This is a genomic window from Fulvitalea axinellae (genome assembly GCF_036492835.1).
Taxonomy (GTDB): Bacteria; Bacteroidota; Bacteroidia; order Cytophagales; family Cyclobacteriaceae; genus Fulvitalea; species Fulvitalea axinellae.
The window spans coordinates 84,242-103,826 of sequence record NZ_AP025315.1 but is presented as its reverse complement, the minus strand read 5'-3'; the positions used below and the strand labels follow the sequence as shown (position 1 = coordinate 103,826).

Below are 19,585 nucleotides of genomic sequence, written 5' to 3'. Positions count from 1 at the left end.
AAAATAAAACCCGCTTTTCGTATTAAAGCTAAAGCGGGTTTTTGAAGTTTTTATTGTTTATGGATAAAAAGGTTCGTCCTCTTTTAATGGAGCTGATTTTTTCGAAGTAACAACTTTTTTCACTCCAGGAGATAAAACCGGTTTTGGACAAGCGTATAACTCAATGAGTTTTTTGCGATTGACTTTCCCGGTGACAGATAATCCATTAATTCGTAAACCTTGGATATCGTCCATGATTACAGGGATCCGGATATCATTTACACCAGCCTCTAGTGAAATTCCGTCAAGACTAAGGCCTTTTACATGTCTGGCGAATAGACCCGAGCAAGGCAAGTTTCTCCACATTGTAGGCTGTGGGTAGCTTGTTGGTTTTTCTTTCACCAAACGCTTAAAATCTTTTTCTGAAATATCTCCGATTGCCAGAGTTCGGAAATTTTTAATGCTTACGTTTTCAACCATTTGTCCTTTTGAGGCGGTAATCGAAGACGTGAAATTCCCGGTGCCGTAAGCTACAAAATCACTGATCGAGATGTTTCGCATCGATCCGGGTTTTGGTTTTTCGGCATCGTCCCGGTGTTTTCTTGCCCGGTTGGCCAATCGGATAAACAACGGCGCGTCGGTACCGTAAACCGTGATATTATTGACGGTTACGCCATCCATAGTTCCGCCGTCTACTATTTCCAAAGAAACGGCCGTAATTCCGATATCTTTGCCCGATCCGTGTTTGCGAACATGCGGATTGCGGGAAGGCTTAACCACGCAATTGGAAATATTAATATTCTTAAAACCACCCGTTGATTCCGTTCCGCATTTTATGGCGTTACACGCCGAGCTGATTACGCAATTACTGATAACGATATCCTCGCATGGGGCAGGGCCTGTGCTTTTTAGACAAACGGCGTCATCATCCGAATCAAAACGACTGTCGGTAAGGATAAACCGTCTGCAACCGTCAATATCTATTCCGTCATTATTCCGGTTTCCGTGATTGAAAACATCGATTCCCGTTACCAAGACATCTTCACAATTCAAATAATGTTGATTCCAGATTGCCGCGTTTTTCATTTTTATCCCTTTTACCAAAACGTTTTTACAGGATATAAACAAAATATTTCTCGGACGACCGTCTTTGTCTCCACGCCCTGTAGCGTCTGGTCGGGCTCCGTGCAATGCGCCTTGCCCGTCAATTGTCCCGCTTCCCGTAACGGCGATGTTTGACGCGCTTTCGGCGTATAAGAGCGAGTACCACCCGCCCGTATCTTTTTGCGATCTGTATTCCGGCCGTTTTTGCCTTGGGAAGTCCCGATAATCGGTTGAGGCGAATAATGTTGCGCCTCTTTCCAAATGGAGCTCTACGTTATCGAGTAAACGGATAGTTCCTGATTTGAAATCACCGGTAGGAATGACAACCCGTCCGCCACCGTTTTCAAAGCAAGCTTTGACCGCCGCATTTATTGCCACTGAACTATTGAAAGTAGTGTCTTTTTTTGCTCCGAAATCAAGAATGTTATAATCTGTTCCGAAAGTATAAGCAATAGGCGCCAGCATCAGAAGCAGGGCCAACGATATTATTTTATTACGCATGTCGGTATTTTTTGGCATAGATTATCCGCAATCGTTCAATTAGGGGAACGTTCGGGATAAATGGGCTTTAGCCCTATTGAAACAATGCGTTTTTCCGAACCGAAAAGCACATGACTTTTGCGGTAAAAAATCGGCGGGAAGACTATCGAGGGCGGAACGGTCTCCGTTTATCGTGTGGTCTGGAAAAGGCTCGGTGTCATTAGTCCGCTTTTGCGGACAACGATACGGAAACCACACGACGACGTAGAACTCCGGCGCGAGTATTTTGGCGAGATAGGAAAAACGAAATTAGAATCCGAAAGTAAGTATTCGGCAAAAAGGAAACAAGACCCCGACGCTTCTATATACACTACAAACACGATTTGTGGGTATTTCAAGACATTTCTTGTGCTTTTGAAATCCGGAGAGTAGTTTTTATAGGCGTAAGTTTTATGGTTGTTTATTTTCGTGTTTTGGAACACTTGGTTGATCTGAATTTTTAAATACGGTTTTCGGTAACCGGCAAATGTAGATTTCGGTTACTATAAAGCGGTTTTTCCGTACTAGATGTTCGCCATTTCAGTTTTATGTTTTTACCAAAACAGCCATCGAAACCGCCCCCTTCATCTAAGCCGGGGGCTTCGGGTATTTCCGCACTGGATCACAGGCCCGAAATTTACGAGCAGAGGAGAATTGCGCAGATGATGGGAAGTAATGAAAGCGACTCGGTAATTCAAGCGATGTTACGGCCCGTGCGCATGCGAAAGGATGCTTATGGTTATATCAGAACAGCGAGTGGAGCTATGCGATTAGCCCCAAGGATTCGCCTTAAAGGAGGACAGAACACGTTAATTGAGGAAGATGGTCCGATAGTAGAAGGCGAAGACGATTACGCTAAACGGTGGTTTCTTTGTTTTGCGGAAAATGTAAGTCAGGAGTTTTGGCTTCAGGAAGATTTTTTTGAGAGAGAGGAAGCTTCTGCCTCTTTGCAGGAACTATTGGGGTTGATAGACCAATGTTGGGATGGAAGAATTAAGCGCCTTCAGGCTTTTCGTCGCTTTAATTATGAGACATTGGACCGAAACCTTTACGCATATTTTATTGGCCCGACACAGCGGAAACCTTACCTGAATGACCAGGAACGTGAGCGGTTTTTATGGGAACTGATCCGCAGTATAATGAACCGCCCTGTTGAAGCGAATATCCGTTTGCATAGGGATTTGTACACGCCACGAACATATTCACAAAAGCAATTGGGAGAATTGACAGATATAAGTCATTTCAAGCCATATTTTGTGGGGATGTACGGTAAAAGAAAACCGGATAATCCTATTTCGCCAGACAGTAATGTGGGAGCGCAAATGGGAGATTTATCTTCACAACCGACTTTGGCTACCCAAAGTATTCCATATGAATACAATATTTACCTGAATACGATGGCGCCTCATACGCTACAAGTTGTCCAGGATTTGATGCGGGAGATGGATACGCCCGATGAAAAAGGGGAAACTCATGTTTCTAGGATGGATGTTTCGCCGTTAGGAGACTTAGGAAGCCGGCGTGATAATATCATGATCATTTTGGTCACTCCCGAGGGTTTCGAAAGCTTTAAAAACTTTATACAGAAATATATTGAACGTCATCCTGAACGGTTTGGGGAAGAGAATTTATGTTTGACAGAACGTATAGCGAAAGGAGCGGGTTGGAGTCAGGATTCATATTTCAGAAACGTCTGGGAAATGGATGAAAAAATGCTGGAAAGCGTAAAGCGTTTCTACGGTCGGGTAACTTCAGGTTTGGAAAGGAGACAGAGAGAAGCCGGAATGCTGAGCTCTTATTGGTATAGGAAAGAAACTCAGGAATTGGAAAGGCTAAACGCTAGTGCAAAGCAAAGATTGGATTCGCAAAGGCCACTGGAAGAGCGGGTAGATAAAAAGGAATTAAGGAGAATGCACACTTTGTCGGAAAAGCTTCTGGGACAAGGGCTTTCCGAGCAAGTAGAGAAGTGGTTAGCTCATTATGAATATATAATTAAAACAAGAGCTGAGAATGACCGCAGAACATTTTTCGCATTGCGTACCATCGCTTTGGCGGATATGATGAAACAGTCGCCAAAGTCATATTATGATGCAATCCGAAAAGCTATGAGAATCTTCCCGAAACATGGAATCGATTTTTATCGTCCGTACGCCAATCATCCTATTACGCCATTTACCGACGATGATGTGGTGGATATTACAGAGGAAGAGTGCGCCGACGTTTTGGGTGAAGACTTTGGGGCTTCGGGCTATCGCAGGCCGGAAACGGTGCCGTTTGTTCCGCCAACGGGCGAACTGGAACCAATTGATTATAACCAATATGCGGATAAAGAGAAAGGGGCTTGGAGGGTAAATACCAAAGTGGTTATAGGTGATGAGAGAATTAGGTTGAAGGCGGAATCACGAGAACAATGGCGCAAAGAGTTAGAACAAGAGTCTACTTTTGATCCGACAGCAAAAGCTCCAAAATGCGATGATCCTCCGATAGACTGGGACGCAGATAAACTTCCCGAGTTATAATTTCAATTACATTCCATAGTTCAGTGGGTATAATTATATCATTGTGTGATTTTATTTTGATATAAAACAAAAACTGTATTTTTATTTCATAAAATAATTATAAATTTACATTTGATGAATTTTTAGATACGGGAAAAATCCCGATAACCATCCACATATTTTAATAATGAACATGAGCGGTTTGCGCTTTTTAGCAATTATTTTGGCTTTGTTGTACAGTCCCTTTATTTGGGCACAAGATTTTAAAAAGCCGGACGAAAGTCCTTTTAAGAAAGTTTACGGATTACCCGAAGACGCGGAAATATTTTGGTACGATTTCAATTTTGACGGCAGACTTGATGTGTTAGCTTGGGATACAATCTCTGGGAAAAGCGCAACCGTATTGAATTATGAATCGGGATTTAAAAAAGACAGCCTAATTTTAAAATTACCTGATATGAAAGGTATGAAAATTAGAGCTGGTTACGGTGGATCATCCAAAGTTCCGGGTCTTTTCGTTTTTGGCGGAGGGGATACGCTTTTTCATACTTTCCCAAAGTTTTCAGGAATAGGGACTATATCTTTTGACACTTTGAAGTCCGTTGTTCCGAAAGGTTTTGTTCCGTCTGAGGCCGAACTTACCGATGCGGATAATGACGGCTTGGCGGAGTTTGTTTTTTTGGATGAAAAAGGAAAGCTAAGTCTATTGGAGTGGCTTGAGGGGAAGCCGGAAATAGGGCGACAAGATACTCTGGGGACATATGAAGGCCGGTTACTGGTTGGTCATTTTAATTATGATGGGTATCGTGATTATTTAGTAGCGGATTCCACTGAGGCGATTAGTTTATTTAATAAAGGAAAGTTTAAATTAAAGCGTGATACGATAGATTGGGAAATCGAAGAGCGTTCATTGTTTCTGTTAGAAGATTTTGACGATGACGGAACCCAAGATTGGGTTTATATTGACTCATTAGGGTTTCTTAGGGCAAAGGCGGGAAATACGCTAAAGGATACCATTTATGAAGTCGACACAAAAGTTCCGTACCCAAATTCTGTTTTTATTGCCGATTTGAATAGTGATGGGAAATCAGATTTATTGATTTCTTCCGATAGTTTACCCCCTGTTTTTTTTAAGCGATCCAGTAAAGGATTTGAACGGGAGTTACCTTTTGACAGCGCCTCTTCATTTGGAGGAAGGGCTTTCCCCGCTGATTATGATTTTGACGGTGATCTTGACATTTTTGTTTCTAAAGATACAACCATAGCGTTTTTTGAAAATCAAGCTCCGAAAAACTATGGTCCGAGGTTAGTAGATAAAGTTGAACATTTTTTAGCCAGAGATCGGCTTGTACTCATTTGGCCGTCGACGTCTGATGACCATAGCTCAAGTTCTGTGATTGGATATGAGTTGAGGCTTCAAGACTTTGGTAAGCCATTAAAGATAAACCATTTTGCGGGGGTAAATTATAGTAAAACGGAGTATCGCCGTTATGTGACAGGTCCGTCATATCATACAAATACGAATACAATGATCATCGAGAATTTGGAAAAAGGAGACTATATCCTCCAGATTCTTCCATTAGATAATTCCTATCATACATATAAGCTTGATTACCCTAAAACAAAAACTTACAGACCAGGTGACTGTGTTGTTACAGGGGCGTTTCCGAAGTATGAGCCAATGAGGGTCTGTTTTGATTTTATAGAAAAGGATACAGTGGCTTGTTCAGGTAAGAAGATAAATTTTAAGATGCCTGGAACTCTGGAGGCTGTTTGGTTTTCCGATGTATACGGCATGTTAGGACAGGGTAATTCATTAGAATACACAGTGCCTGACGAAGAAGATGCTGTTTACGCTAATGAGAGGGGTAGCTCGGATTGTAAAAATAATTTTGTTTGGAATATAAAAGTATCCGACGCAGGCGGAAAGAAATTATACGATAAAGAGATTGATGTATGTAAAGGTAGCGAATATAGTTTCGAGAAATGGGAAGGGACGCCTCCTATATGGTGGATGCCAGAAGATTCCGACATTCAGAATACATCAAAAGCTGTTTTGATTGAAGGGGACAAGAAGCTTTCTTTTATAGTAGGATATGATAACAAGCACGCTTGTTTGTCGGGTAAAGTGACCGTAACTCCAAAAGAAAAACGAATAGAGCTTGATACGGCTTTGTGCGCTGGAACAATGCTTGACCTGTCTTTGCCTTCTCCGCTTACCGCATTATGGAATTCAGAGCGTTCGGGTGATTTAGGTGAGAGTTCTTCGATTAGTTATAAAATTGAGGCGAATGATATTCTGAGTGCCAAAATTAAAGACAGTGATGAGTGTGAGGTAAGGGCTTGGAATATAGAACAGCTAAATTCAGATGCGGATTTACTTTTCGATATTGATACTGTAGTCTGCGAAGGGCGTTCACTCGATTTTCCAAATCCGGATGGAGCGCCGGGCTTTTGGTGGAAAAATCTGGATACAGGAGAAGAGAGCTCCGACGCTTCTTTTGAGGTGGAAGGTAAGTTCGTCAATAACTTCGAGGTTGGATATGATCCTGAACAGAAATGCGTATTCGGCCGTCTTCGTCTCCGTGGAAGTACAGTGAGACTAAAAGCGGATACGCTGTCTTGCGCAAAAGAGACTATTCAGTTTTCCTTACCCGACGGGTCTTTAGCCAACTGGATTTCTTCGGAAAAAGGCGATTTGGGTGACCATGTTACCTTGGATTATGAAGTTGTAGGTGATGACGTTCTTTTCGGAAATAAAGTGGGAGCCGTTGATTGTGATGAAAACGTAATCTGGGCAATTCAGCAAGCGAATCCTGAAGATGACAAACTGTTTATTGAGAGTGAAACAATCTGTCACGGGGAAACATTCGTTTATCCAAATTCTGAAAACGCTTCTGGGTTTTGGTGGGAGAATCTTACGCTTGGAACAGAAGGAACCTCCGCAGAGACTGTAATTGACGGGAACTTTGTACATGAATATAAGATTGGATATGACCCAGCCTATCGCTGTATACATGGCTTACTGACTTTGGCCGGCAGTAAGGTTGAGGTAAGTGTTGGATCAACAAACACTGATGCTTTTTATGGGGAACCGCTTGAAATTCCAATTAGCGTAAGTGAAGGTGGATTATCTCTTGAGTTGACTCCCGGAGGATCGGTCTCAAACCCTATCAATTTTGAGGCCTTGGAGGATGGTGAATATACGTTGAAAGCTACGAATGAGCATGGTTGTGAAGACGAGTCCAAGTTTTCGGTTTCTGTGAAGTACGCAGTGTTTATTCCCGAACTATTCTCGCCTAATGGTGACGGAGCGAATGATACTTTCGGGATATTTTATCATGCGAAATTCAATGATTTTGGTTTTATGATTTTTAATCGTTTTGGCCAACTGATGTATGAGGCAAGTTCCCCCGAGGAAGCGAAAAGCGGTTGGGACGGTAAGATAAGCGGATCAGAACAACCGGCGGGTATTTATTATTGGAAACTGACAGGCAAGTTTGCTGACGGTTCACCCGTAAACTTCGAAGGAAAAACAGAAGGTACTTTAAAGCTAACCCGCTAATCGCAGATACCGATGAAACAGACTATCACAAGGATTTTTGCGGTTTTGGCTTTGGCCTTTATCACTTTTACCGCTCACGCCCAGCAAGCTCGTTATTCGTTATTCGATATTTCGAAAGCGCAATTTAATCCTGCGTCAATCGCCGATGGGACTATCAATGGAAATGCTTTATATAGGACGCAATGGATGGGTAATTCCGTTCAATTGAATTCTTTCGCCTTAGGATTCTCTTATCCATTCAGGTTATTTAAGGAAAACGGACCATTGATAGCTGTTGGACTTTCAGCTTTAAGCGATAATACGCGAGGCGATGGTTCGCTTAAACAGGTTGATTATGGAGGGCAATTGGCGGTTTCATTTAGCGCCGGCAAGGGAAACTATTTGATGCTGGGTGCAGGATTAGAGAAAATCGATTATCGATTAGATGCTGATCGTTGGCGAACGGGTTCCCAATTCGTTCCATGGGAAGGCTTTTCAGGTGATATGCCATCTTTGGAACCTGGCGAGAATATGGGCGACGCAACTTTTTCTCTTGGAGCGGGAGCGGAATGGCTTTCTGTTGATCCTAAGGGAAGAGAAAAGTTTAGGGTTGGCTTTTCCGCTACGAATATAAATAACCCGTCCATGGAATGGTCGGCCGAAAACACTTATGATTATCCAATGCTCTTCAGTTTTTATGGAAAAGCAAGGGTATTGGATAAAAATCGTTGGCAACTTAGCCCGACAGTTTTGGCGCAGACACAGGCGGGGAATCTGAGGTTTATGGGAGGTGTAGAAGCCCGACTTTCTATGAACCGTAGATCGAAAATTAGCGGAATTATGATGCGGGGCGCTTATATCTCCGAATTTGGTCCGCATTATGGTTTGGGAGTGGAGATGGGCCCTTGGCAAATTTGGTTAGCCGCTGACCAAGCAATGGGAGAGAGGACGCCAGCGATTCAAAGCGCCGGTGAGGTAGCTTTGGTTTATCGTAGAGTCTCAGAAAAGGTGTTTTTTAAATTGGATAAAAACAAGAAGAGTAAAAAGGTAAAAAAGAAAAAGAAGCGTAAAAGCAAAAAGAAGAAATACAAGAAAAGAAGAAAAAGTAAAAAGCGATATCGCAAAAGCCGTAAGCGTAGAAATAGAGGTTGGTTTGGCAGAAGGAGAAGACGGCCTAAACGCAGAAAAAAGAGAACTGTAACTAGGGCCAAGACTAATCGTACTGTAGTGAAAAATACGGCAAAAACTATGAAGAAGAGGACGATGCCAAATCGCCTTCCGATTATAGCCCGTGAAGTGGACACTAATTCATTGATGATTAATTACAGGACAGAAGAAACACTTAGGACTATAATGAATAATCGCAAAATGACTGTTCGTTTCTCCGCTGTGAATTCTTCTGCGGTAACCCAGAAAGAACGAGAAATGATAAAGTCACTGCTGGAAAGCCACGGGAATGATTATTCGAATGTCGTTTTGATTGGACATACTGATGAAACTGGAGCGAAGAAATATAATGAGAAACTTGGCCTTCAGCGTGCGGAAATGGTAAAACAATTATTAATCGAAATGGGTGTCAATCCAGAGAAGATCCGATTAGAAAGTAAAGGGGAATCGGAGCCTATATTTACCGAAAAGAATAAACAATTCTTGAATAGAAGAGTGGATATTCAATTCGAAAAATAAGAAATCAAGCCAGGTCGGTTTCCGACAAAGAAACTCTATTGATTAAGGTGTGTTAGAGTGACGGGGCGTCTACTGGATTAAGTTCCAGTGGTACGCCCCGTTTATTTTTGATATAGCGTATTCCTGAATTTGAGGAATAAGCTTGGGGGAACAGAATTTGTATGTTGAGTTGCAGAGTTTGTTTCCACATTTTCTGATTGAATTCATGTTTGAACACCGTCGTCGTGCTCCAAAAAGTAAACCGTTGTCGTCAAGCGAACCAGTGATACAACGGGCGATCGGTTTCGAGTTGGAAGTTAAAAATTGGCGAACGTGGAAATGCCGAGATCCCCAATATCTGCCGGAGGCTGGGGAAAGAAAAAACATTTCGTACAGGCGACCCCACGGGGTTCAGGAAAAACTTTTAAAAGGCGAAGGCTACAGCCTGACGTCCGATAGGCCTTCAGCGGAATCGGTACCCGAATTTATCACTGACCCTTTTCCCGAGACTGATTCGGGACTGGCCAAACTTGACAGTACGTTCCGGAAAATCACCGAATTGGTCACGCTGATGCATGCTGAGGCGAGATCACATCCCGATTCTCTTAATCCGATTACTTCTTATAAGGACAAGGGAACTGTTTTAAAGCCAGAGACTTTTTTTGATGCGTTGCCAGAGCCGGACTTTCACCCTCAAGCCACGGTAGGCGTTCACCTTTCGAAGATGTCGGACCTCATGCGGATTTCCGGAAACCCTTCTCCCAGTGTTCAGGAAAGCAGGTTTACAAGGATTAAAGATGTAAACGAACCTCCGGCTTTTAAAGAAAAAGAATCGATGTCTACCGCATTTGGAAGAGCTGAGCGGGCGTTGGAAAAATTTTCAAAGACGTTTAAGCCTTTCGATGGATGGAAACCGAGTATTGAGCTGAAGAACCTGTGCGCGTATATGATTCACTATTTAGAGTGTCCGATGATTAATTTTTTGAGTTATCCCAAAAGCTATTTTCCGGTTATGGCCAGGACTGATTTCGCTCAAATATTCAACTTGTTGCCAATAGACGAGATGGCGTTTTTTAGGGAAGATGACGGCACCACATTCTTGAGAATATTCGAAATAGTGGAGTATGACCTTCCCGAAGGGCCAAAACTTGATATGAGGGATCAATTTTTTGCGAAAGGGATCAGGCAAGGCCAACCTACCGCCAGCTGCCACGCCATTGACGGATTAGATAGGGCAACATGGATTCGAAATATTCCTCTGGAAAAAGATTTTCTCACCCAAGATTATTATCCCGGAAAAAGAGAGCAAGCAAGGCAACTTGATACTATGGGCGGTTGGTACGGATTTGACCGGCTGGGTGATTGGCGGATACCTGTCCCTGTATTCGAACTCCGCCGGATACAATTTACCCGTGACGCACAGGAGCTCCCAGCGATTGCCCGTGACGTTTTTACAGCTATCGTAGAGCTTAACCGTGAACCGACAGAAAATCCAAGATAGATGCCAATACCCGGAATAAACACTAAAACATGTTTTGATCTGTATTTTTAGGAGCTGTATAAATTTTTGATCCTTAGGCTTTTTGCCCTTCTGATAGGAAAAAGGTAGCTTTGCATAGACCAATTTTAGTCATTCTATGGAGATACTTCGAGGCGTAGTGGAACGGGTGACTTTTCATAGTCCCGATACTGGATGGAGTGTGTTGCGTGTGACTCCCCAAGGACAGGCGGGAAAAGTCGTGACGGTGACTGTCCATCAAAGTAAAGTGTTTGCGGGTGCGACGGTAGACTTTGAAGGAGCGTGGACCGAACATCCCAAATACGGTGAGCAATTCAAAGCCGAAAAAGTCACTGAACGAAAACCCGCATCTGCTTCTGCGCTTGAAAAGTATCTTGGTTCGGGCTTGATATATGGTGTGGGGCCGGTTACCGCCAAACGAATCGTAAAGCATTTTGGGGATAAAACTTTGGATGTGTTCGAAGATAATATCGAGCGTCTGATGGAAGTGCCCGGTATCGCCAAGACAAAATTGGATCAGATTAGCGGGGCTTGGAATGAGCACCGGTCCATTCGGGATGTGATGATGTTTTTGCAAGAGTATGGCGTAAGTACACTTTTCGCAGTGAAGATCTTCAAGCAGTATGAGCATGAGGCTATTAGCATTGTAAAAAAGAATCCATACCGTTTGTCCTATGACATTTATGGAATAGGATTTTTCTCGGCGGATAGAATTGCTCTTGCGATGGGATTCGCGAAAGACAGTCCGCTAAGGGTTGGCGCGGCAATAAAGCATGTCTTGAATAGCAGTAGGGAAGAGGGGCACTGTTATCTTACCCGTGATCAGATTCTAGAGGGAGTAAAAGAACTGATAGCTGTCGATGATCCGGATTTGGTTTTGGAACAATTGAAAGAGCAGGAAATCAATGATGAGATCCGCTATAGGGATGTAAAAGAGGACGAGGCCAAAGACCCGACATGGTGTTACTACGCCAAAAGCCTTTATTATGATGAGGCCAATACAGCTACAGTAATAAAGTCTTTGGTAAAGCCTTTGGCGATTGATAAAAAGCGAGTGGAAAATTGGTTGGAACGTTATTGCGCTACACAGCCTTTTCCATTGAGTGACGAACAGCGCAGGAGTGTTGCCGGTATCGTAGCCAATCAGTTTTCGGTACTGACGGGTGGGCCAGGTTGTGGAAAAACCACCACTACAAAAACTATCGTAAAACTTGCGGTGGCGATGGGCTTGCAAGTAACCCTGGCAGCGCCAACCGGCCGGGCGTCTCAACGAATGTCTGAAGTGATTGGCCAGGAAGCCCGGACAATCCACCGGCTTTTGGTTTGGGATCCATCGAACGGACGCTTTAAGAAGAACGCCGAAGATACTTTAGACACGGATTTTTTGATTGTCGATGAGTGTTCGATGCTGGATATTTCCTTATCAGCGTCGTTGCTTGATGCGGTTCCTCCAAAGGCCAGAGTTTTGTTTATCGGTGACGCGGACCAATTGCCGTCAGTCGGAGCGGGAAATGTATTGAAAGACATTATCGCCAGCGGAGCGGTACCATGTTTTCATCTAACCCAAATTTTCCGACAAGGAAAAGAGAGTGAAATCATTACTTATGCCCATGAAATAAATAAAGGAAAGACCCCGCGTCCAGAATCACCGATTCACGTACCCAACGTATGGTCGCAAAATGTGGATTGTCTTTTTGTCGATTCCGAGGAAGCGACACAGGAACAAGCCGGATTTATTCGAAAAATCCGGGGAGTAATGAAAAACGTAATTCAGGATACGGGAAATTCGTTTGTACAAGAAGAACCAGGAGTTTATAAATCAGTAATACAGGACGAAGCGGGAGATTATTATACAGAAGAAATATCTGAAGAGGAAATATCGGAAATAAGGCATAGAGGGGCCAAAGCTTATATTTTCAACGTGCCCGAAAGGTTTGTGAAAGCGGATGTAGGTGAACTGCTTCAATCTGAGACCGACGCGGAGGCCTTGCGACAAGTAATAGGGAAGGTACACCCATGGTCATCATTGGGTTATGGATTTACGGCAACGGAGATGATACATAGACTTTACGCCAAAACAATCCCGGAGCGCAAAGGCCCGTTGGAAATACAGATCTTATCTCCAATGACCCGAGGTAGCTTGGGCACTCGAAACCTGAATACGATGATTCAGGAAAGATGTAACCCTGCTTCGGACGGTAAACCGACACTGAATGTTGGAGATAGAAAATTCCGCCCAGGGGACCGAGTGATACAAAGACGAAATAACTATGATCTGGAAGTATTCAATGGAGACATCGGAAAAGTAGAGCGGGTGGACACCGAAGAAATGAGAATGGAAGTCCGGTTTACAGGGGGAGAATCTCGCTTGGTGGAATATAAAAAAGAATCCTTAATTGAATTGGACCTAGCTTACGGAATTACCATTCACAAATCACAGGGAAGCGAATTTGATGTTGTCATTATACCCGTCGCTACACAGCATTTTAAGATGCTCTACAGAAATTTGATCTACACTGGATTAACCCGAGCAAGGAAACTGGCAATTTTTGTAGGAAGCCGGAAAGCATTGTCTATGGCCGTGAGGAATATTGATACAAGCCAAAGGCAGACCTATTTGAAGGTGTTGTTGGGCGGGTTAAGTTAAAAATATTTAAAAATCAATCCTTAAATTGAAGTATGCTGATATGGGGCTAATGTTGGTGGTGCTGTTTGATGGTAAAGTTCGGTGTTACACACATTTATATTCTTTTTTTGGGTAATAAATGCAAAGTATCAGGTAATATTGTATCTATAGGTGTGTGTGTTATTTCTTTTTCGGGACGATAAACTATATAGTATATGAAAATTGAATTATATATAATATGAATAAAAGCTAACCTAGAATTGAATTTTGACGTAATATATTATAGTTTGCAAACGTGTGGAATTAGGCAATGGCGGTATTCGACCCAGTTCCAGTAGTTTTGTCAATTTTTTCGTTCTGCCATTCTGCTTTCCAGTGAAGAATACTTAAGTCTGGCATTACTTTGCATAAATGCGTGGTTGTTCTAGACTTTTACCATGCTGAAACTGCACACAAAGCCTATTGAGTCTATTGCCTATAATGTTGTGTGCCTATGTCCGAAATCTACACGATAAACAAGAGCGAAGAGGTTCGTTCTAATGAGTTTGTTGCATTCGAACATCTATTCAGAACCCATTATTCATCGTTGTGTCGATACGCAGGGACTATAGTAAATAGTCCATATATAGCGGAAGATGTCGTTCAAGGAGTCTTTGAACGCTTATGGAAAGATAGAGGTCGTATTGACTTTGAGAAGCCTATTAAATCATATCTCTTTCAGTCTGTTTATACCAAAAGCTTAGATGCCCTTCGGAGGGAGAGCACACGTCTTAACTATAATGAAAGTGTGTCATTGGCAAGAAAGGATCGTGTTGAGACTCCTGGGATTCTCAGTGAACTAAATGCGCGAGATTTGGAAATGAAAATTAGGCATGCTATAGACAAACTCCCAGAAAAGCAGAGGGATGTGTTCGAAATGAATAGGTTCTCTGGGATGACATACGCTGATATCGCAAAGGAATTACGTATCTCTAAAAAAGCGGTAGAGGCTCGTATGTCCACAGCATTAAAAAAACTCAGATGCGAACTAGGAGAGTTCTTGTCAACTTCTGGGTTCATACTATTCTTGATTGATATACATTAGTTATACACTTCATATTTTTTTTACAAAAAATTCATATTGTTTTTAGGGTGCACGAGTTTGTGCGCGTTATGTATGTAGACATGGGGGAAATATCAAGAAATTATGGGCATGATAAGGAAATAATTCGTTACCTGTCCGATGAACTGACCGGCGCAGAAGAAGCAGAGTTTCAGGAGAAGTTAATGACTTCACCTGAACTAAAGGCTCGTTTTGAGGAGCTATCAACATTCTGGGCGAATGATGGCAATGATTATTATTCTGAAAAGACGAATAGAGGTTGGGATGATTGGAAAAAGTCGATTGGGAGACCAATGACAAGAAAGAAAAGTCGGCTAATAGGTTTTTGGAGATCTGTAGCCGCTATTTTCTTGGGCTTGTTAGCTGTAGGGATTTGGAGGTTCATGAAAGTTCACACTGAGCAGACGGCTTATTTGAATGATCTTGAGCCAATTGAACATAATGAGGTGACACTTGAGCTCGCCGATGGAGGAAAGCTTGAGATTACTCAAGGTGATTATCAAGATTTAATGATTGACAGTGCTCGTTCAGCGAAACAGGTAGGGGGATTTTTAATATACAAGAAAAACAAAGATATAAATCCTAATCGGGTAGTGGCGTTCAATACACTCACTGTACCAAGAGGTAAGCGATTTAATGTTATGTTATCTGATGGGACGCGTGTGTGGCTTAATTCGGATAGCAGGTTAAGTTACCCTGTGGAGTTTACAGGCACAAAACGTGAGATTAAATTAACAGGTGAAGCTTATCTGGAAGTCGCTAAGAATGAGAACAAGCCGTTTATAATACGAGCGGCAAACATAGATGTTAGAGTTTACGGGACGGCGTTTAACATTAAGGCCTACTCAGAGGACAAAGAAGTAAGCACTGTTCTAGTTGAAGGTAAGGTTGGTATAGCTAAACGGAACGGGTCAGCAGAGTTTGATGAGGATAATGCAGTAATGATGTCCCCGTATCAGAGAGTTGTTTATAATGATGAATCAGGCAGGCTGGTTAAAACCACTCTTTCTGATATAGACCGTTATACAGCTTGGAAAGATAATAGGCTTGTTTTCTACAATGAGAAATTTGAGAATCTTAAACCTAGGCTTGAAAGGTGGTATAATATAAGAGTTATAGACGATGCCATCGGATTCAGTGACGAGAGGTTCTCTGGAGAGTTTGAGAGTGAACAAATCGAAAAAGTAATGAACTTTTTCGCTGTAACGAGCCCAATTACTGTTATGCACACAAATGACACCTTCTATATTAAAGATAAAGACTAATCTTGTTTCACGTAAACCCCAGTAGGCGTATGATTTGACGTAGACAATCTTTCACAAAAAAAATGAAACGACGAATGGCGGTTCGTCGCTTCGATTCAAGTTTTTTAGAGAATTCAAATTCTCATAATCTCAAAACCTTTACAATATTATGAAATTTTTACTCAAAAAACCTTTCGTAGGTATACGAAAGGGTGGCATTTTATTGCCTTTTTTTCTCACGCTCCTTTTAGGGACTAGTATAGTCTCTTTTGCGGGAACATCGGTTCAAGCCGTAGATCTCGAATATGAGAATGTAGCGTTAGAGAAAGCCCTAAGAGGTATCGCTAAGAAAAGCGATATGAAGATCTTTTTCCGTAATGCGGATTTGGAGAAAGCAGGAAAAATCACGCTTCGTGGCGACATGTCGTTGGAAAAAGCCCTTAAGTCAGCACTAAAGAATACAGGGCTGAGTTTCAAAATTGATGGTAAGCAGATTATTATCTTTGGCGAAGCTAAAAGCACTGAGAAACAAGTTCAAGAGCAGAAAATCAGAGTTAGCGGTATTGTGAAGGACGCTGAAACTGGTGAAGGGCTAATTGGGGTTAACGTTATCGAAAAGGGCGAAACTTCAAACGGAACGATCACAGATTTTTCAGGTAATTTCCTCATTATAGTTGATAAAGATGCAACTCTTACGTTTACTTCCATTGGTTTTGAACCTTTGGAGGTAAACGTTAATGGGCGTACCAATATTGAGCTTACAATGTCCCCTTCAATGGAACAATTGGAAGACGTTGTTGTGACAGCTTTTGGAGTGAAGAAAGAAAAGAAAAAAGTTGGTTACTCTGTAACAGAACTCAAAGGAAGCTCAATATCTGATGTTCAGGTTGTTAACCCAGTTGATGGTCTTCAAGGTAAAGTAGCGGGTGTACAGATTACCCAAGGTGCCGGCGGTTCTTTTGGCGGTACTCGTATTACTATTCGCGGTAATTCGACTTTGAATCAGAACACTCAGCCAATGTTTGTCGTCGATGGAATTATAATCGAAAATGGAACAAGTGGTGGTGATCAATGGGGTGTTTCTGACTGGGGTAACGATTTGAAAAACCTTAACCCGGATGAATTTGAGTCTGTAACGGTCTTGAAAGGTGCCGCCGCCGCCGCGCTTTATGGTTCTCGCGCTTTGGAAGGTGTTGTTATTATCACTTCCAAAAAGGGTAAAAAGCGTAATGGTATTGGTTTAGATGTAAAACATTCTTCTGGATTCACTGAAGTCTATGATGGACCGGATTTTCAAAATGAGTATGGAGGAGGTTTTATCGCTGGATATAGCGGACACGAAGATGGCAGAGATACAAGGCAATTTTTGACAAATTCTGACGGTGAGCCAATCCGTGATACGGGAGCACCTAGTTGGGGCCCTAAGATGGAAGGTCAGAAAATTCGTGAATATGATGGCTCTTGGGGTACTTACAGCCCTCAACCAGATAACTTTAAAGATATTTACGAGATAGGACGAACCCATAATACAAGTGTTTCTCTGAGCGGAGGAAGCGATAATAATGACCTTAGCTACAGAGCCAGTTATTCAAATATGTTCCAAAAGGGTGTTGATCCTGGAAATGATTTCGAAAGAAACTCATTACAGATCTCTTTGAACAAAAAGATCAGCGAAAGACTGTCTACAGATGTATTGGCCAACTATACAAAATCGATAGCTAAGAACCCTCCTCAAAGAAGCCTTCAGAGGTCCTTCATCTATGATGTGTTCCCTCGTGATTATGATCCGAATAAATGGAAAGATGATTACAAAGCCCCTCATGGTGGTTTGCCAAACGGGAATAATGGAGATATTAGTAAAGGGCCGGGTGGAAGCCTTTATTGGAAACTCTTTGAGGAAAATAGAGAAAGAACAGAAGAGACATTACGTTTGAAGGTAGGACTCCAATACACAATCACGGATTGGTTAAACTGGGCCGCCGAAGGTTATATTAATAACCTTTATACGACGTATGAAGAGAAGAATCTTGGTTCAGGCATCAACAATTCTGGTGGCTTTTATAAAGTTGAAAATAGAAGGCGAGAACAACTTTTCGGTAAAACGACACTGAATTTCAACAAGGACTTCAATGAAGACTGGAATGTTGCCTTCTCTGTCGGTGGGGAAACTTGGGAAACATCAGGTCGAAATTCCAGAGCACAGACAGACGGTGGCTTGATCGTGCCCGGAAACTATACGATCTCAAACAGTAAGAATAACCCAAAAACAGGCGGGGGGCAAGAATCCACAAGAAAACTGATCTCCGCATACTTCTTTGGCGATATCGCTTGGAAAAACATGCTTTTCCTTACAGTTACAGGTCGTAATGACTGGAACTCTACTATGGCCTACCCTGACGGAAGCGGTAACTACAGCTTCTTTTATCCATCTACTAGCTTGGCTTGGGCATTCTCAGAATCTTTTGAATTGCCATCTTTTGTCACATTCGGTAAGTTGAGAGCTTCATATGCGGAAGTCGGTAACGGTACCAGTGCTTATTTGTTGAGTGATGGATACAAAAAGACTGGTGATTTGGAAGGTGTTGGACCTCGATATTCGTATAAGTCAAATAAGGTTTATGCAAGCGATTTTAAACCAGAAAGATCGAAAGCGTTTGAAGTTGGAGCGGATTTGAGATTCCTCGATAACCGCTTAGGAATAGATTTCACTTGGTTCAAAAAGAATACTTACGATCAGATTCTGGGTCTTGGAGTACCTAGCTACTCTGGTGTAGGAAGTATGGTTTTTAACGCCGGTAATATCCAAAACCAAGGTATCGAATTGGCAATCAATGCGACTCCTCTTAAAATCGGAGATTTCAAATGGGAGATTGACATGAATTACACCCGTTTGAGAAACGAAATTGTTGACTTGGATGAAGACCTTGGAATCACTGAAAAAGGATTGCATGGTAACGCCACTTACGGTGATAGAATTGGTTCTTATGCAATTGTTGGAGGTAACTACGGTGACCTGATGACTGACGCGGCTTATAAGCGCGACGCTAACGGAAACATTGTTGTAAAATGGCATGGTGGAGCTAGATCTCCATATCCTGTAAGAAACGGTGAACGTAAGACTGTTGGTAATATCATGACAGACTGGTATGGAGGTGTGACCAATACATTCTCTTACAAAGGGTTGTCTATGAGGGTATTCCTTGATGTGAAGATGGGAGGAGATATCTATTCATTCACTCAGCGTTATGGTATGCAAAACGGACTTTTCGAGAGCTCTCTTGCAAATCGTGACCGTGAGCATGGTGGTATAGTATGGACTAGCTCGAATGGGAAAGAATACGAGGATGGAGTTGTTCCGAAAGGGATGGTATTTGATGAAGGTACTACAATCAATGATGTTGATGTAAGCGGAATGACAGTAGAGCAAGCGTATAAGGACGGCGTTATTGAGCCGATTCACGTTTCCGCTCTTAACTATTTCCCAGGTTCTTGGTCACGTGGTATTGTGGAAGAATTTGTTAACGAAGCTTCTTATGTAGCTCTTCGCGAGATCGTTGTGTCTTACTCTGTACCTAGAGAAATCACAAAGAAATTCCATTTAAGGGATGTTAGGCTGTCGCTATATGGTAGAAACCTCGGGTTCCTTTATAACTCACTGCCTGATAACATTAACCCAGAAGCTAACGCTAGCTCTCGCGCTGCAGATGCTTTTGAATATGGTGCGACTCCTTATGTGAGAAACTACGGTTTTACGATCGGTCTAGGTTTGTAATTAAAGAAAGAGC

General features: G+C 42.3%; 9 protein-coding genes. 8 read left to right on the top strand and 1 reads right to left on the bottom strand.

The genetic code is table 11. From position 1 onward, the window contains the following. Positions 1-57: 57 nt before the first annotated feature. A complete protein-coding gene (locus tag AABK39_RS19320; protein ID WP_338394952.1) occupies positions 58-1,584 on the bottom strand; it encodes a glycoside hydrolase family 28 protein in 1,527 nt (508 codons plus the stop codon). Positions 1,585-2,150: 566 nt separating this feature from the next. Between AABK39_RS19320 and AABK39_RS19315 the strand changes: the two genes are divergently transcribed. From AABK39_RS19315 to AABK39_RS19280, 8 genes are all read left to right on the top strand, one after another. Beyond that, a complete protein-coding gene (locus AABK39_RS19315; RefSeq protein WP_338394951.1) occupies positions 2,151-4,121 on the top strand; it encodes a hypothetical protein in 1,971 nt (656 codons plus the stop codon). Positions 4,122-4,287: 166 nt separating this feature from the next. Then, positions 4,288-7,665, top strand: a complete 3,378-nt coding sequence (locus AABK39_RS19310) for a T9SS type B sorting domain-containing protein (protein WP_338394950.1) — start codon at positions 4,288-4,290, stop codon at positions 7,663-7,665. Positions 7,666-7,710: 45 nt separating this feature from the next. Continuing rightward, a complete protein-coding gene (locus tag AABK39_RS19305; RefSeq protein WP_338394949.1) occupies positions 7,711-9,330 on the top strand; it encodes a type IX secretion system membrane protein PorP/SprF in 1,620 nt (539 codons plus the stop codon). Positions 9,331-9,574: 244 nt separating this feature from the next. Next, complete coding sequence (locus AABK39_RS19300; RefSeq protein WP_338394948.1) at positions 9,575-10,810, top strand: hypothetical protein; 1,236 nt, start codon at positions 9,575-9,577, stop codon at positions 10,808-10,810. A 136-nt stretch (positions 10,811-10,946) separates the two neighbouring features. Then, the gene (gene recD2 / locus AABK39_RS19295) at positions 10,947-13,475 is read left to right on the top strand and encodes an SF1B family DNA helicase RecD2 (RefSeq protein WP_338394947.1); all 2,529 of its coding nucleotides are present in this window, start codon (positions 10,947-10,949) and stop codon (positions 13,473-13,475) included. Between the two features lie 472 nt (positions 13,476-13,947). Continuing rightward, the gene (locus AABK39_RS19290) at positions 13,948-14,538 is read left to right on the top strand and encodes an RNA polymerase sigma-70 factor (protein ID WP_338394946.1); all 591 of its coding nucleotides are present in this window, start codon (positions 13,948-13,950) and stop codon (positions 14,536-14,538) included. An 80-nt stretch (positions 14,539-14,618) separates the two neighbouring features. Continuing rightward, entirely contained in the window at positions 14,619-15,821 is a 1,203-nt protein-coding gene (locus AABK39_RS19285) for a FecR family protein (RefSeq protein ID WP_338394945.1), read from the top strand. Between the two features lie 148 nt (positions 15,822-15,969). Continuing rightward, the gene (locus AABK39_RS19280; RefSeq protein WP_338394944.1) at positions 15,970-19,572 is read left to right on the top strand and encodes a SusC/RagA family TonB-linked outer membrane protein; all 3,603 of its coding nucleotides are present in this window, start codon (positions 15,970-15,972) and stop codon (positions 19,570-19,572) included. Positions 19,573-19,585 lie beyond the last annotated feature (13 nt).

What these genes read in the sequence shown, in the direction of transcription:
- AABK39_RS19320 (WP_338394952.1), bottom strand. Translation starts at nt 1,584, where the DNA reads ATGCGTAATAAAATAATATCGTTGGCCCTGCTTCTGATGCTGGCGCCT.
- AABK39_RS19315 (WP_338394951.1), top strand. Translation starts at nt 2,151, where the DNA reads ATGTTTTTACCAAAACAGCCATCGAAACCGCCCCCTTCATCTAAGCCG.
- AABK39_RS19310 (WP_338394950.1), top strand. Translation starts at nt 4,288, where the DNA reads ATGAACATGAGCGGTTTGCGCTTTTTAGCAATTATTTTGGCTTTGTTG.
- recD2 (WP_338394947.1), top strand. Translation starts at nt 10,947, where the DNA reads ATGGAGATACTTCGAGGCGTAGTGGAACGGGTGACTTTTCATAGTCCC.
- AABK39_RS19290 (WP_338394946.1), top strand. Translation starts at nt 13,948, where the DNA reads ATGTCCGAAATCTACACGATAAACAAGAGCGAAGAGGTTCGTTCTAAT.
- AABK39_RS19285 (WP_338394945.1), top strand. Translation starts at nt 14,619, where the DNA reads ATGGGGGAAATATCAAGAAATTATGGGCATGATAAGGAAATAATTCGT.
- AABK39_RS19280 (WP_338394944.1), top strand. Translation starts at nt 15,970, where the DNA reads ATGAAATTTTTACTCAAAAAACCTTTCGTAGGTATACGAAAGGGTGGC.